Origin of the sequence: Endozoicomonas sp. ALB032 (assembly GCF_049310125.1) — a bacterium.
Lineage (GTDB): Bacteria > Pseudomonadota > Gammaproteobacteria > Pseudomonadales > Endozoicomonadaceae > Endozoicomonas_A.
This window is the reverse complement of sequence record NZ_JBLYNW010000001.1, coordinates 4,878,107-4,897,114: the sequence shown is the minus strand read 5'-3', so window position 1 is coordinate 4,897,114 and position 19,008 is coordinate 4,878,107. Positions and strand designations below refer to the sequence as shown.

The 19,008-nt window shown below is 48.4% G+C and carries 13 protein-coding genes; 3 read left to right on the top strand and 10 right to left on the bottom strand.

Annotated features, from left to right (window positions below):
* Positions 1-203: 203 nt before the first annotated feature.
* Together ACO6VG_RS17875 and ACO6VG_RS17870 are read left to right on the top strand one after the other, a co-directional pair.
* Positions 204-4,004: a DUF4116 domain-containing protein gene (locus tag ACO6VG_RS17875; RefSeq protein ID WP_422474996.1), complete on the top strand. Its 3,801-nt coding sequence runs from the start codon at positions 204-206 to the stop codon at positions 4,002-4,004.
* A gap of 119 nt (positions 4,005-4,123) precedes the next feature.
* Positions 4,124-7,867: a DUF4116 domain-containing protein gene (locus ACO6VG_RS17870; protein WP_422474995.1), complete on the top strand. Its 3,744-nt coding sequence runs from the start codon at positions 4,124-4,126 to the stop codon at positions 7,865-7,867.
* Between the two features lie 614 nt (positions 7,868-8,481).
* On the opposite strand, the gene ACO6VG_RS17865 is transcribed toward ACO6VG_RS17870, so the two are convergent.
* Positions 8,482-9,465, bottom strand: a complete 984-nt coding sequence (locus tag ACO6VG_RS17865; protein WP_422409010.1) for a transposase — start codon at positions 9,463-9,465, stop codon at positions 8,482-8,484.
* 257 nt (positions 9,466-9,722) lie between these two features.
* Between ACO6VG_RS17865 and ACO6VG_RS17860 the strand changes: the two genes are divergently transcribed.
* Entirely contained in the window at positions 9,723-10,538 is an 816-nt protein-coding gene (locus tag ACO6VG_RS17860) for a hypothetical protein (RefSeq protein WP_422474993.1), read from the top strand.
* A gap of 136 nt (positions 10,539-10,674) precedes the next feature.
* On the opposite strand, the gene acpS is transcribed toward ACO6VG_RS17860, so the two are convergent.
* The 9 genes from acpS to ACO6VG_RS17815 all read right to left on the bottom strand — a co-directional run bounded on the left by acpS (position 10,675) and on the right by ACO6VG_RS17815 (position 18,988).
* On the bottom strand, positions 10,675-11,049 hold the full coding sequence (gene acpS / locus ACO6VG_RS17855; RefSeq protein WP_422133547.1) for a holo-ACP synthase: 375 nt from the start codon (positions 11,047-11,049) through the stop codon (positions 10,675-10,677).
* Positions 11,046-11,792, bottom strand: coding sequence for a pyridoxine 5'-phosphate synthase (gene pdxJ, locus ACO6VG_RS17850; protein WP_422133546.1), 747 nt, complete (start codon positions 11,790-11,792; stop codon positions 11,046-11,048). Before pdxJ ends, acpS begins: the two co-directional genes overlap by 4 nt.
* Positions 11,789-12,502: a DNA repair protein RecO gene (gene recO / locus ACO6VG_RS17845; RefSeq protein WP_422474991.1), complete on the bottom strand. Its 714-nt coding sequence runs from the start codon at positions 12,500-12,502 to the stop codon at positions 11,789-11,791. The genes pdxJ and recO overlap by 4 nt, the downstream gene beginning before the upstream one ends.
* Positions 12,502-13,443 (bottom strand): GTPase Era, encoded by a 942-nt coding sequence (gene era / locus ACO6VG_RS17840; protein WP_422133544.1) that lies wholly within the window; start codon positions 13,441-13,443, stop codon positions 12,502-12,504. The genes recO and era overlap by 1 nt, the downstream gene beginning before the upstream one ends.
* Positions 13,440-14,129 (bottom strand): ribonuclease III, encoded by a 690-nt coding sequence (gene rnc / locus ACO6VG_RS17835; protein ID WP_422133543.1) that lies wholly within the window; start codon positions 14,127-14,129, stop codon positions 13,440-13,442. Before rnc ends, era begins: the two co-directional genes overlap by 4 nt.
* A complete protein-coding gene (locus tag ACO6VG_RS17830; RefSeq protein WP_422474989.1) occupies positions 14,126-14,503 on the bottom strand; it encodes a DUF4845 domain-containing protein in 378 nt (125 codons plus the stop codon). The genes rnc and ACO6VG_RS17830 overlap by 4 nt, the downstream gene beginning before the upstream one ends.
* Positions 14,504-14,599: 96 nt before the next feature.
* The gene (lepB, locus tag ACO6VG_RS17825; protein WP_422133541.1) at positions 14,600-15,418 is read right to left on the bottom strand and encodes a signal peptidase I; all 819 of its coding nucleotides are present in this window, start codon (positions 15,416-15,418) and stop codon (positions 14,600-14,602) included.
* Between the two features lie 160 nt (positions 15,419-15,578).
* On the bottom strand, positions 15,579-17,378 hold the full coding sequence (gene lepA, locus ACO6VG_RS17820; RefSeq protein ID WP_422133540.1) for a translation elongation factor 4: 1,800 nt from the start codon (positions 17,376-17,378) through the stop codon (positions 15,579-15,581).
* Positions 17,379-17,566: 188 nt separating this feature from the next.
* The gene (locus ACO6VG_RS17815; protein WP_422133539.1) at positions 17,567-18,988 is read right to left on the bottom strand and encodes a DegQ family serine endoprotease; all 1,422 of its coding nucleotides are present in this window, start codon (positions 18,986-18,988) and stop codon (positions 17,567-17,569) included.
* Positions 18,989-19,008: the final 20 nt, after the last annotated feature.

Sequence of the window (19,008 nt, the reverse complement as noted above, 5' to 3'; positions counted from 1 at the left end):
TGCCGCCAGGAGCCTGACGATAAAATAACTGCCTTCATCGGGATGATGGTGTTGACATTAAGGTTCATTTAAAACCGGTATTGATGCTTTCTGACTTTTTTATATCCAAAAAGTTCCTGCCGCCTGGATCCGGACTGACGGGTAGTTGAAACTTTTTTCAAAAGCACCGGTCAAAGGTAAGAGGGATTAAGGAGATCACAGTCATGGAAAAGACTCAACCAACAACGACGGGCTTTACTTTGCCCGAATCTGCCAGTGAAGCAGACCGCTGCATCGGACGGGCATTCGCTCATTCTGTTATTTCTGCCGGGCAAGACTCCCCTCCTTGCGTGGGGCACATGACGGATGATTCAGATAAAACCGTTCTCTCTTATCCTCAACTACCTGATCGTGATATCAAACTTCCGAATACGGATATCTGCGGGTCTGCCAGCCATAACTTGCAACCTGCCACCTTGCCAGCCACCGATGACAGGCAATCCCGGGGCTTCGTGGGCGGCAAGGGCCTGTTTCTGCACCGTATGCAGCAAGCCGGGATCCCGGTTCCACCCTTCACGGTGGTTGACACAACCCTGATCGCCAGGCTGGAGCAACAGTCTTTTCCCGCAATATGCCTGTTGCCTTTTTTGCCAGATATTGGCACGCGGGGTCAGGCATCATTCAGCCTGGAACAATTGCGCACGATCGTTACCGAACTACCGCATCAGCAACAATCAAAATGGCTCAAGGGGTTATCCGAATTTATTGCCAGTGAGGATTTCTATCAACAGGTAGAAAATATCAGTGCTGCCCGATATATTCGTCATCGCTACTTCATGCTTCGTCAACAAGCCAGCGAAGCCTGCATCGTTCGCAGTTCCGGCGTCGATGAAGACTGCTTCGGCAATGCCCAGGCCGGTCGCTATGATTCCCGGGTTCATGGCGGCGGCGATATCCTGAAAACCTGCCTGCAAGTCCTGTCGTCCGGCTACCGACCTGAAGTCTGTCCAAATGGACAGGTAAAGCCCATGGCGCTGGTCCTGCAGCAGTGCATTCATTGCCAGCTAGGGGGCGTAGTGATCAGCCACTCAACACTACAGGACAATGCCATTCAGGTGGAATATGCTCTGGGTCAGCCGCGGGGGGCGGTCTCCGGAACAACAGGAATTCGCCCCCATCGCTATACAATCAGGCGCAGTGACGATAAAAACAGTCAACCAAATCGGCAATTTACCCCGGGTGATATTACGACACAGTTTGTCCTGGAAAAAATCACCGATGAAGAGACCGGTGAAGCGGGTTATATCGAACGGAGCAACACGGCAACTACTGATGCAAAAGACATCATGCTCTCTGACGAGATATTGCAAGAACTGCAGAAAAACATAGAAAAGCTGGAAGATATGTTCTGTTGCCCGGTCGATGCTGAGTTCGGCGTGGATGGCGATCTGCAACTCCACGTGTTCCAAAGTCGACCAGTGACCGAGCTGCCGGGCAGTACCCGTTTCTCTGCACCTGCGCCAACCCTGCCACTGGCTAAAGGAACCATGGTCAGTGAAGGTTGTTGCAGTGGTGTCGCCCTGATGGTCACCGAACCGGTCAATGCGGAACAGATTCCACCCGGTGCCATTCTGTTTGCCAATCACGCCAGTGACTGGATGCTGGCACCTGATATTTTAAAACGTCTGGGCGGCTGCGTGTTCAAACAGGGAGGAACCAATGATCATGTTGCCATCACCTTGCGACAGGCAGGTGTAAGCTGTCTGTTGGCTGGTTCTCAGTATTCTGAAGCATTAAGACAGAGCAGCGGACAACAGGTAACACTGGTGGCTGGCAGTTTTGTCGGCAGCCCCGGAGCCTGTTTGCTGTCAGGCGACCAGTCTGCCTATTGGCAGGCCAGGAGCACCACTTCCGGTCAGGATATCATCAGCTCAGCCGCAACCAGTCCTGCGGAACCACCCGACTTTACCCGTGTCGACGACGGTTTTGCCTGGCTGAATCGCCAGAATCACCGGTTGCTTGACTATTTTCACCCTGACCGTATAACAAGTCGCTGCCTTGGCCCGGGCCGAAGTAAGGCAGTCAGCATGTCAGCAAACCGATCGAAACTATTACAACAACTTGACCTTGAGATTCAGCAACTACAGAAGGATTTAGACCTGTTTGTCTCTGGTTATCAGCACTTTTTAGGTCTGGCCACAGCATCTGAATCAAATACTGCACCATCCAAAGTCAAACCCTTTACCGAGGTAACCCATCTCCTTGAAAAACACTGCAAAAGCCTGAAAGATGCCATTGATAAACTGCGCTTAAAGGTGGTCTTGCCGCTAACCACCGAGCTGGAATTACCCGACCAACCTGCGAATTTCAGACAGTGGCTAAGCGATTGCCAGACCTTGCAGGATAGATTGCAAAAACTGACCCGGCCCGAATTTATACTCAATATTAGTTCTGCCCACGACCTGGTTTACTGGCTTCATCAGCGATTCGTTGATGCACTCGCCCCGGTGGCAGAAGCATCAGGGCAGGGACAAATCACCAAAATTACAGACGCCAGAGTGCTGATTAATATACTCCCTCAGGGCGCTTTGGGACTATTAAACGACAAGTGCATGTCGGTAGCGAGCAAACTTCCCATAACAAGGCTACGCATGCTTAATATGGTGGATGCCGCTTTTGTCAGTGCGAAACTCGGAGTGCACGTCTGCACCATAAGCATGCTGGAAGAGGCCGAGGGAGGCAGGGGCCGTACACTCCGCCTCGACATCTCTGATAATTTTTCTGAAAACGGGTTCAACACACACTTACAGGGTAAATTGAAGCGTTTCTGGTTTTTGGTACAGACACTCCGCTGCGCATCGATTGATAGTCATTCACTGCCAATGGCAATCAGTTTCAATAAAAATGCATGGAAAATGACCATAGAATACACTCAGGTTGATTCAAAAAAAGCATTACAAGATAGTTTTGTGAAATTAGTGACTGTTCTGAGCGGACTGACCGACCTGGATATGTCAATCAACAAATTTAATCGTGGTGAAAATCTTGACGAATGGAATTTTGAAACGCTGGTTAAAAAGTCTCAAATCGGGCTGAGCGACTCTGTAAATAACTGGATATTCAAACATTGCCTGGTAGTGGATGTATTCGAAAGCCGTGACGTGCGTCGATGTTACAAAAACTATGCGTTCGTTGATTATCTGGACGACGAATGCAAGTTGTTACATGAAGTGGCCAAAAAAACTCATGAAACTCTTGAGGCATTTCGACCCTCGTACAGAAGTTCAGAACTTCGCAAAATGTTAGCCGATGCCAGCAAACGGCTCAAACCCGATGATGCGGCAAGAATAACAAAGGAACTGCTGACCCACATGGTCATTGAAGACTTCCACCCGGAGCTTACTTTTACACTCTTGCGTGAGGACTTTAATTTAGATCACGATAAGGATCTGGTGCTTTTCCTGATAGAACAAAACCCGATGTTATTCCGTTTTGTCTCCGACGCATTCAGGGATGATTTCGATATAGCCAATTCTGCAATAAGATCGCGAGGGCGGTTATTAAAATATGCCAGCGATCGTTTCAAAAAGGATAAATCTCTGGTAATGCATGCCATTAGTGATCCTGGCGGTATTTCGCTTGAGTATGCCAGTACCGATCTCAAGAATGACCCTGAAGTGGTTATGGCAGCTACCCGATATAATTATCATTCCTTTCAATATGCCGGGCAGACAGTAAAAAACAACGAATCCCTCTTGAGAGTCCTCATTGCAGAAAACCCTTTGGTCTTGATCTATGCAACTGAGTCCCTTAAAAATGACAAGGACTTTGTCCTGCCAGTGCTCTCAGGAAATACCCACATTTACGAAAATGTCCACATTTACAAATATCTCAGTGACAGACTGAAATCGGATCCGGATATTATGGCCGCAGCCGGGCACCCGATTAAAATTGAACCTGAAACCGCGAGTTCAGATCAGCCTGAAAAGCCGAAAGATAAAAAGCGTTCGTGTGTCATCCTGTGACTCTGATTTTCACCTTCTGAGTGCGCTTTTGTGAACTGATGTGGTGCAGACAAAGAGGCCCGATACCGGAATAAAGTAAGGCTCTCATTTCAAGGAGAGAAATCAAGGAGATTAAAGCTATGGAGAGCATTCAACCAACAAGATCAGGCCCGACTGAGGACAAATCCGCCAGGTTGTCGGCTGGTCAGGCAGCGTACGCACTCACCCGTTCTATCACTCCTAACGATCATGAGAGCCCTCCTCACAAGAAGCTGCGGTCAATGAAGGTTGATCCAGGTGAAGCTTTCCCGTCTTTTACTCCGCTATCCGCTCGTGGTATCAAACGCCCGGATACGAAAAATAGCAAGCCTGCCTGCCATGACTTGCCACCTGGCATTTCTACTCTCATCACAGACGAGCAAATCCGATCCTCTTTTGGCGGCAAGGGACTGTTTCTGCACCGTATGCAGCAGGCCAGGATACCGGTTCCACCCTTCACTGTGGTTGACACAGCCCTGATCGCCAGGCTCGAGCAACAGCCTTTCCCCACAAAATGCCTGTTGCCCTTTTTGCCAGATATTGACACGCGAAGTCAGGAATCATTCAGCCTGGAACAATTGCGCACGATCGTTACCGAACTACCGCATCAGCAACAATCAAAATGGCTCAAGGGGTTATCCGAATTTATTGCCAGTGAGGATTTCTATCAACAGGTAGAAAATATCAGTGCTGCCGAGGATATTCGTCATCGCTACTTTGTGCTTCAGCAACAAGCCAGCGAAGCCTGCATCGTCCGCAGTTCCGGCGTTGATGAAGACTGCTTCGGCAATGCCCAGGCCGGTCGCTATGATTCCCGGGTTCATGGTGGCGGCGATATCCTGAAAACCTGCCTGCAAGTCCTGTCCTCCGCCTACCGGCCTGAAGTCTGTCCAAACGGGCAAGTAAAGCCCATGGCGCTGGTGTTCCAGCAGTGCATTCATTGCCTGCTGGGGGGCGCAGTGATCAGCCACTCAACACTGCAGGACAATACCATTGAGGTGGAATATGCACTGGGTCAACCCCGGGGGGCGGTCTCCGGAACCACAGGTATCCGCCCCCATCGTTATTCGATCAAGCGCAGTGACGACAGAAACAGCCAACCAGATCGGCAATTTACCCCGGGTGATATTACGACACAGTTTGTCCTGGAAAAAATCACCGATGAAAAGACCGGTGAAGTGGGTTATATCGAACGCAGCAACACGGCAACCACCGATGCAAAAGAGATCATGCTCTCTGACGAGATATTGCAAGAACTGCAGAAAAACATAGAAAAGCTGGAAGATATGTTCTGTTGCCCGGTCGATGCTGAGTTCGGCGTGGATGGCGATCTGCAACTCCACGTGTTCCAGAGTCGACCAGTGACCGAGCTGCCGGGCAGTACCCGTTTCTCTGCACCTGCGCCAACCCTGCCACTGGCTAAAGGAACCATGGTCAGTGAAGGTTGTTGCAGTGGTGTCGCCCTGGCGGTCACCGAACCGGTCAACGCAGAACAGATTCCGCCCGGAACCCTTCTGTTTGCCAATCACGCCAGTGACTGGATGCTGGCGCCTGATATTTTAAAACGTCTGGGTGGCTGCGTGTTCAAACAGGGAGGAACTAACGATCATGTTGCCATCACCCTGCGTCAGGCGGGTATACCCTGTCTGTTGGCTGGTTGTCAGTATTTTGAGGCATTAAGACAGAGCAGCGGACAACAGGTAACACTGGTAGCAGGCAGTTTTGCCGGCAGCCCCGGAGCCTGTTTGCTGTCAGGCGACCAGTCTGCCTATTGGCAGGCCAGGAGCACCACTTCCGGTCAGGATATCGTCAGCTCAGCCGCAACCAGTCCTGCGGAACCACCCAACTTCACCCGTGTCGACGACGGTTTTGCCTGGCTGAACCGCCAGAATAACCGGTTGCTTGACTATTTCCACCCTGACCGTATAACAAGTCGCTGCCTTGGCCCGGGCCGAAGTAAGGCAGTCAGCATGTCAGCAAACCGATCGAAACTATTACAACAACTTGACATTGAGATTCAGCAACTACAGAAGGATTTAGACCTGTTTGTCTCTGGTTATCAGCACTTTTTAGGTCTGGCCACAGCATCTGAATCGAATACTGCACCATCCAAAGTCAAATCCTTTACCCAGAAAATCCGACTCCTTAAAATACAATGCAAAAGCCTGAAAGATGCCATTGATGAACTGCGCTTAAAGGTGGTCTTGCCGCTGACCACCGAGCTGGAATTACCCGACCAGCCCGCGAATTTCAGACAGTGGCTAAGCGATTGCCAGACCTTGCAGGATAGATTGCAAAAACTGACCCGGCCCATATCTGTGCTCAATATTAGTTCTGCCCACGACCTGGTTTATTGGCTTCATCAGCAATTCGTTCTTGCACTCCACTCGGTGGCAGAAGCATCAGGGCAGGGACAAATCACCAAAATTTCATACACCGAAGTGCTGATTAATATACTCCCCCAGGGCGCCTGGGGACTATTAAACGACAATTGCATGTCGGTACTGAGCAAACTTGCCACATTAAGGCTACGGATACTTAATATGGTGGATGCCGCTTTTGTCAGTGCAACACTCGGAGTACACGTCTGCACTATATCCATGCTGGAACAGGCCGAGGGAGGCAAGGGCCGTACACTCCGCCTCGACATCTCTGATACATTTTCCCAAGATGAGGAAAACACACACTTACAGGGTAAATTGAAGCGTTTCTGGTTTTTGATCCAGACACTGCGCTGCGCATCGATTGATAGTCATTCACTGCCAATGGCGATCAGTTTCAATAAAAATGCATGGAAAATGACCATAGAATACACTCAGGTTGATTCAAAAAAAGCATTACAAGAGGGCTTTGTGAAATTAGTGACTGTTCTGAGCGGACTGACCGACCTGGATATGTCAATCAACAAATTTAATCGTGGTGAAAATCTTGACGAATGGAATTTTGAAACGCTGGTTAAAAAGTCTCAAATCGGGCTGAGCGACTCTGTAAATAACTGGACATTCAAACATTGCCTGGTAGTGGATGTATTCGAAAGCCGCAACAGGAATCGATGTCACAAAAACTATGCGTTCGTTGATTATCTGGACGACGAATACAAGTTGTTACATGAACTAGCCAAAAATACTCATGAAACTCTTGAGGCATTTCAGGGCTCGTGCAGAAGTTCGGAACTTCGCCAAATGTTAGCCAACGCCAGCAAACGGCTCAAACCCGATGATGCGGAAAGAATAATAAAGGAACTGCTGACCCACATGGTCATTGAAGACTTCCACCCGGAGCTTACTTTTACACTCTTGCGTGAGGACTTTAATTTAGATCACGATAAGGATCTGGTGCTTTTCCTGATAGAACAAAACCCGATGTTATTCCGTTATGTCTCCGACGCATTCAGGGATGATTTCGAAATAGCCAAGTCTGCAATAGGATCGCGAGGGCGGTTATTAGAATATGCCAGCGATCGTCTCAAAAAGCATAAACCTCTGGTAATGCTTGCCATTAGTGATCCTGGCTGTGTTGCGCTTGAGTATGCCAGTACCGATCTCAAAAATACCCCAGATGTGGTTGTGGCAGCTACCCGATATAGTTTTCATTCCATAAAATATGCCGGGCAGACAGTAAAAAACAACGAATCCCTCTTGAGAGTGCTCATTGCAGAAAACCCTATGGTCTTGATCTATGCAACTGAGTCCCTTAAAAATGACAAGGACTTTGTCCTGCCAGTGCTCTTGGGAAATACCCGCACTTACGAAAATGCCGACATTTACAAATATCTCAGTGACAGACTGAAATCGGATCTGGATATTATGGCTGCAGCCGGACACCCGATTGAAGTTGAACCATAAACCGAAAGTTGAGATCAGCCTGAAAAGCCGAAAGATAAAAAGCGTTCGTGTGTCACCCTATGACTCTGATTTTCACCTTCTGAGTGCGCTTTCGTGAACTGATGTGGTGCAGACAAAGAGGCCCGGTACCGGAATAAAGTAAGGGTCTCATTTCAAGGAGAGAAATCAAGGAGATCAAAGCTATGGAGAGCATTCAACCAACAAGATCAGGCCCGACTGAGAAAAAAATTAAGACACCCATAAAGAAAAATTAAGACACCCATAAAAATGTCTCTTCAGGGGAAAAAAATAAGACATTCAAAAACTGTACTCCCAAAAAGGATCAGAAAAATCTATCTTCAAGTGAGAAAAAATTAAGACACCCTGAGAAAAAATTAAAAAATTAAGACACCCATAAAAATGTCTCTTCAGGGGAAAAAAATAAGACATTCAAAAATGTGTACTCCCAAAAAGGATCAGAAAAATCTATCTTCAAGTAGCGTATCAACGAACCACACAGCGCCACCCAAGGAACAGAGGCTGTTCAAGCCATAATTTAGACAATGCAAATTCATTCCGACATAAGTCGAAGAGAGATAAAGAGAGGGTCTTTGACGTCTTAACTGACTTCTACGCTAACCTGTCAGGTACAAACGACTGCAGGCGTTTAAACCTCGAAGCCACTTCTGTCCGGCTTCAAGTGCATAAGCCTTCATCGCCTTCAGACGGCCAACTGCCCGATAAAAACGATTATTCCATTGCATGGTTTTCAGCCACTCATCCGGATCAATTTCCAATCTTTCAAGAATCGGAGGGGTACACGACGGGATGGAACCTTTCTTGTCTGCCCTGACAATGCGGCCACTCCAGTCAACCAGTTCCAGATAGTCGTGAAGAAGGTACGGAAGGGCAACGTCCGTATTCTGGCCCTGCAAACAAAAAGGTTTCAGGGTCAGCGGCTGATTTTTAGTCTCAGAATGTGTAACCTGCTCTACGCGTTCCTGAATCGACGTGTAGTCTGATTCTTCCGGTGTTTCTACCTTTCCAGCCCGAATCGGATTCAAGTCAACGTAGGTCATGCAGGTCAGTAACGCTGCTTCGTCCAGCAATGCCTGGCTTTTAAAGCGTCCTTCCCAGAAGCGTCCTTTACACTGGTCTTCTTTGTTGGCCTCACGAGCAAGATGTTCATTCAGGCAGCGCATAAACCAGCTGATATCCGTTAAACGACGCCGGTATTCCTCAGCATATTCATCGATACGGGCCAATTCAGCTCTGCCCAGCTTGTCAGCGGCCAGATGCCTTTGCACCAGAAGCGGACCTCTGAACAAGGTCGTCCAACGGTGAAGCACTTGATTCCGTGACCAGCCTCTGGCAGATGACTGATTGATGTGCAAAACCACATGATAATGATTCGACATGATAGCGTAAGCACAGACTTCGATAGCAAAGACTGAAACCAGTTCCCGGAGTTTATCCACCACCCACTGACGGCGATGCTCGTAGTTCTTGCCAGTCAGGTGGTTCTCTCCACAGAGGTAAGCCTGACGAACACATCTTGCCATGCAGTGGTAATAAGGCGTTGTGCCGGGATCAATCAGGGTATTGCGAGCTTGGGCCATGAACTTACCTGTCTGGGTAAAAAATCAGTGATGGGTGAAAAAGTAGACCAGGTGGATGGTAAAGCAAATTTATGGGTGTCTTTTTGATTGGAACTTTTTTTATTTTGTTGCGTCTAAATTAGTACAGGACGCAGTTGTTCATTTTGAGCTGAAGCTCGCGGATTTTTCCGGGCTGCAACTCATCGAGCTCAAAAGGTGCCTGCAAATTCTGAGCAGTGACTACGGAATAACCCAACAACCAAGTAAAGGAGAATCTTATGAATAATTTTAACTCTTATGGAACTAATGAATTTACTGCGGGTCCTTACCAGAAGCAAATGATGTCAGATACGCAGTCAGTCATCACGAAAAGTTTTGATGACTATAAAGCCCCTCGCTTTATAGACACTTCTGATTATAGATATCGCTATGAGACTAGAGGATTGTCTTCATATTCTATTAAGACTTCTGATGATAATTCAGAAAACAATGATAATAAAATCTTACAATTGCATGTGGATGAACGTGAATGGATTGGGATCAATGAGAATGTTCAAGCTACAGAGATTTATGGTTGCTTGTTCGCCATTCATGTTCCTGATAATGCTGAATTCTATAATGCATGGCATTTTAACTCGGTGAACAAGGCAATTTTAGCCGACGATTTAATAGAAGCCATGTTCATGATGGAGAATCCTCTTGAAGTTAGATCAGCTTACCGCGAAGCTCAGTCCTGGCTAGAAATGCTGAGTCAATATCCCGGGACGAGCTATTTATGTGCCAATGACGACGTTACAGATAAGCTCAGGAGTGTTTTTCGTGTCAGTCCGGCTAATTTCACAAAAACTGGAGAATCAGTAGCTGTTGACGTCACATTTAATATTGCTACCCGAACCTTTGAGGTGAGACATTCTCTTGAAGTTGACGCCGCTGACAGTGAGCTTGAATCCGGAAAAGAAATGCTGCAAGAACATCTCGGGACCAGCCATTTATATGGCCCTAACGACGCTGGAGATGATCTGGAAGGGAATCCTTCTGATATTGATGCGGCTGTAGCAAAACCGGAGGACAGAGCTAACTCAGCCACGGAATAGATGGCATTGTTTGGGCCGCTCTTATTGATATCCTCCCCCAACCAGAGGCTGTCGTGAAACTCCAACAGCCCGTTCCCAGCCTGAAGAGAGTTTTGCGACATCGTCAGAACGTGGAAACGAGTGATAACAATCAGGGTTAGCACTCAAGGATAACAAAAGCGAGAGCATGCTCTGCTTCATCAGAGAGGCTCAGATGGATCGCTTTTATCCCCCTCTCTTTTTGAAGTTCCCGGGCGTAGTCCAAAAAACGCATACGAGGCGCGCCCCTCTCATCACTGAATGTCTCAAGATGCCGAAACGAAACCTTGCCTATGCCGGTTCCCAGAGCCTTGGAAGCGGCTTCCTTGGCCGCAAAGCGTTTGGCCAGCCAGGCTGCCTGCTGGGGGTGGGACGCAAAGATTTCCAGCTCGGAATCCGTAAGAATTCTGCGAGTAAAGGCCTCTGCCCGCCGCTCCAGGATTTTCCTGAATCGCGCAATACTGGCGATATCCGTGCCTATGCCTGCAATCATTTATGAAGAGAAGCTCTCAGCATTAAGGTCTTCATCTCTTTTACGGCAGTTTTCAATCCGCTAAAAAATGCCCGACCAATAATAGAATGACCAATATTCAATTCATTCATGCCATTGATAGCAGCAACAGGCTCCACGTTCTGATAGTTCAAACCATGCCCGGCATTCACTATTAAGCCTTTAGACAGGGCAAACTCAGTGGCTTTTTTCAGCCTGTCCAGCTCTGTCTGCATAGCTTCTGGTGTTTCTGCATCGGCGTATGCACCGGTATGTAATTCAATGACAGGCGCTCCCGCTTCCACAGAAGCTTCTATCTGCCCCAGATCCGGATCAATGAAAAGAGAAACTTCGATACCAGCCTTTGCCATTCGCGAGCAGGCAGAGGAGATGGAAGACATCTGTCCAACAATATCCAGCCCCCCTTCGGTGGTCAGCTCTTCGCGTTTTTCGGGTACCAGGCAAACCGCATGAGGCAGAACCTCTTCAGCAATGGCTAACATTTCTTCCGTAGCAGCCATCTCCAGATTCATACGGGTCTGAAGTACATGGCGAATCAGCCTGACATCCCGATCCAGAATATGACGGCGATCTTCACGCAAATGCAGAGTGATACCATCGGCTCCTGCCTGCTCCGCCTCAATGGCGGCCTGAACCGGATCAGGGTAAGTACCTCCCCGGGCCTGACGGATGGTTGCGATATGATCAATGTTCACACCCAGCAGGATGCGGTTGTGAGGAATCATGAGACAAACTTCTCCCTGGTACGGAAAAATTCCCGACTTTTCAGCGGCTTCTCTCCCACCAGAGGAACCAGTGCCAGACGGGTTAATCGTTTATAGCCCGGATAATGCCGAACCTTGTCAAAACGCCTCTCTGCCAGAGACAGCAGCAGATCTCCGGAAAAATAGTGGGACCGGTCTTTTTCCCTAAGCTCAAGAACAGGTATAAAACCCACTCCGGCTTTGAATTCATAAAGCAGATCGGGTTTTATGTCTGTCCCTGATGCAGCGTCAGAAGTCAATGACGGGGCGTAGCCAGTTATTTCCAGCAATTCAATCTCAAACACTCTCAACAAAGGTTGCAGAGGCGCTCCCGAAGTCAGTTGTTGCAGCACAGCACTGTACAGGTCGAACAACCCCTCAACATGCTGTCCTGGCAACACTGAACGCATCAAGAGTTCATTCAGATAAAAACCACAGTAGAGTGATTGTCCCTTCAGGTTTATGGCGGCAGCGGTTTCAAAGCTGTTGAGAGTTTTCAGTTCTGACCGCCCTCTCCAACTGACGAAGAGCCGGGTAAAGGGCTGAATAGCCCAGGAGCGGGATTTTGCCTGACGAACCCCTCTGATAACCATGGCAATACGGCCATGGTCTTTCACCAGGAATTCAGCAATAACAGAGCGCTCCTTGTAGGGTCTGCTGTGCAGCATCCAGGCTGCGCTCAGTTCATTCATCAGTCGAAGTCGTAGCCAAGGCTTTTCAGAGCCCTGTCATCGTCAGACCAGCCTCCCCTGACCTTAACCCAGAGATTCAACATGACCTTGCTGTCGAACATTTTTTCCATATCAATCCGGGCTTCCTGACCGATCTGTCTCAGTCTGGCACCCTTATCACCAATGACAATCGCCTTTTGACTGGAGCGTTCAACCAGAATCAGACCACTGATGACCAGCAATGGGCCTTTTGGACGCATTTCCTGCTTGAACTCTTCGATCTCAACCGTCATTTCGTAAGGCAGTTCGTCACCCAGCTGACGCATGATCTTTTCACGAATCAGCTCAGCGGCCATGAAGCGGGAACTGCGATCAGTGATCTGGTCTTCCGGGAAGAAGTGAATACTCTCAGGCATCAGATCAGCAATCAATTTTTCCAGTTCTTTCAGGTTATGACCGTGCAGAGCCGACACCGGAATAATAGCTTTAAAGTTCGCCTTATCAGAAACTTCCTGCATAAACTGCATCAGCTCTTCTTTGCGTTCCTTGAGACGATCGACCTTGTTCAGTACCAGAATAATCGGACACTTGGCATGACTGAGTTTAGTGAGCACGAGCTGGTCTTCTTCGGTCCAGGTCAAACGATCGACAACAAACACGACGGCATCAACACCGGTCAGAGCACTGCTGGCAGCACGGTTCATGTAACGGTTAATGGCCTTCTTTTCCACTTTGTGCATACCGGGGGTATCCACAAATATGGTTTGTACATTATCTTCCGTCTTTATACCAAGAACCTGGTGTCGTGTGGTCTGGGGACGGCGGGAGGTAATGGACAGCTTCTGTCCCAGAACATGGTTGAGCAGCGTTGATTTACCTACATTAGGGCGCCCGACAATTGCCACGTAGCCACATCGTTGACCTTCAGTCACTGCTTCAGATCCGGTCACGGCTGAAATCATTGATTATCTACTCGCAGTTTTTCCAATGCAAAACGGGCAGCTTGCTGCTCTGCCCCTCGACGACTGGGCCCCTGACCTTCAGTGGTTATGTCCAGACTTTCCAGCTCACAAACCACAGTGAACACCTGATCATGGGCATCACCTTCAATATTCAACACCCGATATTTTGGCAGAGGATTCTGACGAGCCTGAAGGAACTCTTGCAGACGGGTTTTAGGGTCCTTGTTCTGCTGATCGGTGACGGAGAGCCCTGCCAAACGATCAGTAAACCAGCTGCGAATACGCGCACGACAAGCCTCCATGCCAGCATCCAGATAGATAGCACCAATAATCGCTTCTACCGCATCCGCCAAAATGGATTCGCGACGATAACCACCACTCTTCAACTCACCCGAACCCAATCGCAGAGAGTCTCCCAACTGGAATTCACGGCCAATTTCAGCCAGTGTCGCTCCTCGTACCATACGAGCACGCAGTCGGCTTAGCTGGCCTTCCCGGGCATCAGGAAAACGCTCAAACAGAGCTTCTGCGATGACAAAGTTAACGATGGAATCCCCAAGGAATTCGAGTCGTTCATTATTACGACTGCCACAGCTCCTGTGGGTCAGAGCCAGCTCCAGCCGGTTACGATCAGAAAATGTATAGCCCAGCCGTCTTTCCAGCCGGGCAAGTTCATCAGTCTTCACTGAGTTTTAGCATTCCAGTTATGTTCAAAAGTTAATACAAGATCAGCGTTGTGCACCAGATGTACACGACGCTCATAATTGATTTCAACCGCCACCGACTGGCCCTTATTCCGAAGAACATTGGATTCTTCCCTGGCCAGCTGCACCCGGTTAGTCGAGAGCCCCTTATTTAGCCATTCTCTTACCTGCTGCACTCCCGCTTCTTTAATACCTGGCTTGGTATCCAAAGACGTCAGCACTTTCTTGATGGCATAATCATCCAGATAGACCGGTGTCACCTTGAGAGTCAACATGATCATAAAACCACCGACCAGTATAGCTACCAGCCAGCTCAAAGTACTCAGTCCTTTTTGTCTGTTTTTTGCAACGGTCATGATCCCTCCCGCCGGGCTATTATTGTCCGTTTTTTAAACCCCGGGACAACTCTGTCTCTGCTCACCATAACAGGCAGAGCCAAACCGAGAGAATAATTAATTTATTGTCCCATTATTCTTGAAACCGGGCAGCTGAGTCCAGCTCGGCCAGTGCATCCAGATATAAACGGCTTTACCGACAATATTCTTCTCAGGCACGGTTCCCCAATATCGACTGTCGTTACTGCGATCCCGGTTATCCCCCATCATAAAATACTGCCCTTGGGGAATGACCCAGATTCCTTCAGCTCGCAGACTTCTCACGCCCAGGTCCTTGCGAATCTCGAAGCTTTTATCATCAATGGTCTCTTCAAACAGCTGATAAGCTCGACTTTCATCCCTCAGTTGCGCGATGTATTTCTCGGGAACCGGCTTGCCATTGATGGTGAGTTTCTTGTTCAAATAGCGAATTTCATCTCCCGGTATACCAATCACCCGCTTGATAAAATTGATATTCGGATTTTGTGGCTCCTTGAAGACCATAACATCGCCACGCTCTGGCTCATTGATGGAGACAATTTTGGTACCAATGACCGGTAGACGAAGTCCGTATTCAAACTTGTTTACCAAAATAAAGTCTCCCACCTGCAGGGTAGGTATCATGGAACCGGAGGGAATCTGAAAGGGCTCAAAGAGAAAAGACCGGACCACCAGCACCAGAGCCAGAACCGGAAATATCGACTTCGAGGTCTCAATAATACTGGGCTCTTTCTCCAGACTGACCAGAGTCTCCTCGTCCGGCTCAGAACCCGAACTGGAGTTGAAGCTTTCTATGGCCGCCTTTCTTTTGGGCAATAGAACCAGCCTGTCAAACAGCGCAACCAGACCTGTAATAAAAACCGCCAGAACCAACAGCAGTGGAAAATTAATATCCATGGTTATTTGTTCTCAGATACCCGATCTTTTTTCTACCAAAATTGCTGCCAAGGCAGAATCTAAGCTGCCTCAACGGGATGTTTTTTCATATTCATGGGAAGCCCGCCTGTTATGACAGACTCTCCATTGAGTAACCCTGACACTTTTTATCAAAGGTCAGTTATTTATCTACCTTAAGCACAGCAAGAAAAGCTTCCTGAGGAATTTCAACCCGCCCCACCTGCTTCATCCGTTTCTTACCTGCTTTCTGCTTCTCAAGCAGCTTACGCTTACGAGAAGCATCACCACCGTAACATTTCGCAGTCACATTCTTGCGCAGCGCCTTAACAGTGGTCCGTGCACAGATCTGACCACCTACTGCAGCCTGAATGGCCACATCAAACATCTGGCGCGGGATAATCTCTTTCATCTTTTCAGCCAGTGAACGACCTCTGGAGACTGCATGATCTCTATGAGCAATCAGAGCCAGTGCATCAACTTTCTCACCATTGATCAGAATATCCAGCTTAACCATGTTGGCCGTTTCAAAACGATCAAAACTGTAGTCCAAAGACGCAAAACCGCGACTAACAGACTTCAGACGATCAAAAAAATCCAGAACCACCTCGTTCATAGGCATATCATAGGTTATTGCCACCTGGCTGCCAGTGAACTGCATGTCTTTCTGAACTCCCCGACGCTCAACACACAGGGAGATCACGTTACCCAGATAATCCTGGGGAACCAGAATATTTGCCTGAACGATGGGCTCCCTGATTTCCTGGATACCAGCTGGATCTGGTAGTTTGGATGGGTTATCAACCTCTACCAGATCGCCATTTTTCAGCTCTACTTGGTAGATAACCGTCGGTGCAGTAGTAATCAGATCCAGGTTATATTCACGTTCAAGTCGCTCCTGAATGATCTCCATATGCAGCATACCCAGGAAGCCACAGCGGAAACCAAAGCCCAGGGCATCACTGCTTTCAGGCTCGTAGAACAAAGAAGCATCATTAAGACTCAGTTTTTCCAGGGCTTCACGGAAAGACTCAAAGTCGTCAGAGCTGACCGGGAAAAGACCTGCATAAACTTGAGGTTTGACCTTCTGAAAACCTGGTAGTTCCTGAACACCCGGTGTTTTTGCCAGAGTCAGGGTATCGCCCACTGGTGCTCCATGAATGTCCTTGATGCCGGCGATAACATAGCCGACTTCACCCGCTTTCAGTTCACCAGTAGCATCCATCTTTGGAGAGAAGATACCCACATTATCTACGCCGTGGGTCTGGCCAGTCGATTTGACGAGCACCTTGTCACCTTTCTTCAAGGTACCGTTCTTGACACGGACCAGAGATACAATACCGAGATAATTATCAAACCATGAATCAATAATCAAGGCCTGCAACTCACCGTCGACATCACCTTCTGGAGCAGGAATAGTCTGAACCAGACGCTCAAGCACATCGTCAATACCCAGACCACTCTTGGCGGAGCAGCGTACTGCATCCAGGGCATCAATACCGATAATTTCTTCGATTTCCTGCGCAACTCGCTCAGGTTCTGCCTGAGGCAGATCCATTTTATTCAGCACGGGCATCACTTCCAGCCCTTGCTCGATTGCGGTGTAACAGTTTGCCACAGACTGAGCTTCAACGCCCTGAGCAGCATCCACTACCAACAGAGCACCTTCACAGGCAGAAAGAGAACGTGAAACTTCATAGGAAAAGTCTACGTGTCCGGGCGTATCAATGAAATTCAACTGGTAGGTGATACCGTCTTTAGCGGTATAGTCCAGAGTGACACTCTGCGCCTTGATGGTAATACCACGCTCACGCTCAAGTTCCATGGAGTCAAGAACCTGGGCTTGCATTTCACGATCACTTAACCCTCCGCAGGACTGGATAAAGCGATCTGCCAGCGTCGACTTACCGTGGTCGATATGGGCAATAATGGAGAAATTCCTGATATGACTTAAGTCGCTCACGATTGCATCACTACAAAAAATTTGTCCCCGTTCAGAGCTCAATCTCTTTCACGAGGACAGTTGTTCAGCTTGCAGGGTCTTCGCGAGCCTGAAACAAAGGCGCGAAGCTGCTGTAAATTCAGACGAAGTCTACAGCATCTGAAGATACAGATCACCCCTGAAGACCTGAAACCCCAACCAGAACTGAATTATTCGGTCAGCCGGAATGTGATGTAGCCTGACTGCCCACCACGAATTACCCTCATGGAAACCGAGCGATCTACAGGAAGATCAGCCACTACTTTGTTAAAGTCCTTAACTGATTGAATACGGTCATTATTCAGATCTGTGATAACATCCCCTTTACGAAGACCAATGGATCGACCCACACCTGAAATCTCGCCAGTCACCACCACTCCTTTAACACTCTTTTCAAGGCGCAACTTGTTGCGATAGTCATCATTGAGGGCTTCGACCTGGATACCCAGACGGTTCTTTTTAATATCTATGCTTTGAGGACGTTCTGAGCCCTGCCCCTGCTCATCAGGCAACTCACCGACTTCCACCTTAATGATTTTTTTCTTGCCTTCACGAATCAGCTCAAGCGTTGCCTTGTCTTCCGACTTGATAACACCAATTGCCATGGGAAGAGCACCAGATCTCATGATCTCACGACCATTGACCCGGGTAATGATATCGCCTGGTTGCAACTTGGCTTTATCTGCAGGTCCACTGGGCACAATCTGACTGATCAGGGCCCCCATCGGCTTTTCAAGACCAAAAGACTCTGCCAGATCGCGATCCACCTCCTGAATAGCCACCCCCAGCCAGCCACGAGAGACATAGCCTTTATCCTTAAGCTGTTCAACAGCCCATTCAACATGGTCCGAAGGAATAGCGAAAGACAGCCCCATGAAACCACCGGAGCGGGTAAAAATCTGGGAATTGATACCAATCACTTCACCCTTCATGTTGAACAGCGGGCCACCGGAATTACCCGGGTTAATAGGCACATCTGTCTGAATGAATGGAACATAGGCGTCACTGGGCAGACTTCTGTCCAGAGCACTGACAATGCCTTTGGTGATGGAATACTCAAAGTTAAAGGGTGAACCAATAGCTGCCACCCATTGTCCCGGTTTAATATCTTCCGAATTACCCATCTTCACTGCGGGCAAATTGGCATCACTCTCAATTTTAAGCAACGCCAGATCAGAGCGCTTGTCGGCACCAATCAGTTTGGCCACCTTCTCACTGCGATCATGCAGTCTGACGATAATTTTATCTGCACCCTGCACCACATGATTGTTAGTAAGGATATAGCCATCATTAGAGATGATAAATCCGGAACCCAGGGACATGGGCTGCGGCTTACCAGAAGGCGCCTCAGGCATGGGTAAACCAAAATAGCGACGAAATATCTCGGGCAACTCTTCGCTGCCCGGACCATAAATCTGCCCACGCCCCTGTTTTGGGGTCGCAAGTGTGCTGATATTAACGACTGCGGGCGAGGCCTCTTCAAACAATCGGTCAAAGTCCGGTAACTCAGTGGCCTTAACCATTTGCAATGAAAGCAGCGAGAGACTCAGAAAATAAATAAAGTTCCTGAAGAGAAGGTTGACCCTGTTCATGAACCTGACTTCTCCTTACA

Excerpts from the sequence above, each read along its gene's own strand:
- ACO6VG_RS17830 (WP_422474989.1), bottom strand. The coding sequence starts at position 14,503 with ATGACCGTTGCAAAAAACAGACAAAAAGGACTGAGTACTTTGAGCTGG.
- ACO6VG_RS17815 (WP_422133539.1), bottom strand. The coding sequence starts at position 18,988 with ATGAACAGGGTCAACCTTCTCTTCAGGAACTTTATTTATTTTCTGAGT.
- lepB (WP_422133541.1), bottom strand. The coding sequence starts at position 15,418 with ATGGATATTAATTTTCCACTGCTGTTGGTTCTGGCGGTTTTTATTACA.
- acpS (WP_422133547.1), bottom strand. The coding sequence starts at position 11,049 with ATGATTGCAGGCATAGGCACGGATATCGCCAGTATTGCGCGATTCAGG.
- ACO6VG_RS17860 (WP_422474993.1), top strand. The coding sequence starts at position 9,723 with ATGAATAATTTTAACTCTTATGGAACTAATGAATTTACTGCGGGTCCT.
- ACO6VG_RS17870 (WP_422474995.1), top strand. The coding sequence starts at position 4,124 with ATGGAGAGCATTCAACCAACAAGATCAGGCCCGACTGAGGACAAATCC.
- recO (WP_422474991.1), bottom strand. The coding sequence starts at position 12,502 with ATGAATGAACTGAGCGCAGCCTGGATGCTGCACAGCAGACCCTACAAG.
- pdxJ (WP_422133546.1), bottom strand. The coding sequence starts at position 11,792 with ATGATTCCTCACAACCGCATCCTGCTGGGTGTGAACATTGATCATATC.
- ACO6VG_RS17875 (WP_422474996.1), top strand. The coding sequence starts at position 204 with ATGGAAAAGACTCAACCAACAACGACGGGCTTTACTTTGCCCGAATCT.
- era (WP_422133544.1), bottom strand. The coding sequence starts at position 13,443 with ATGATTTCAGCCGTGACCGGATCTGAAGCAGTGACTGAAGGTCAACGA.
- ACO6VG_RS17865 (WP_422409010.1), bottom strand. The coding sequence starts at position 9,465 with ATGGCCCAAGCTCGCAATACCCTGATTGATCCCGGCACAACGCCTTAT.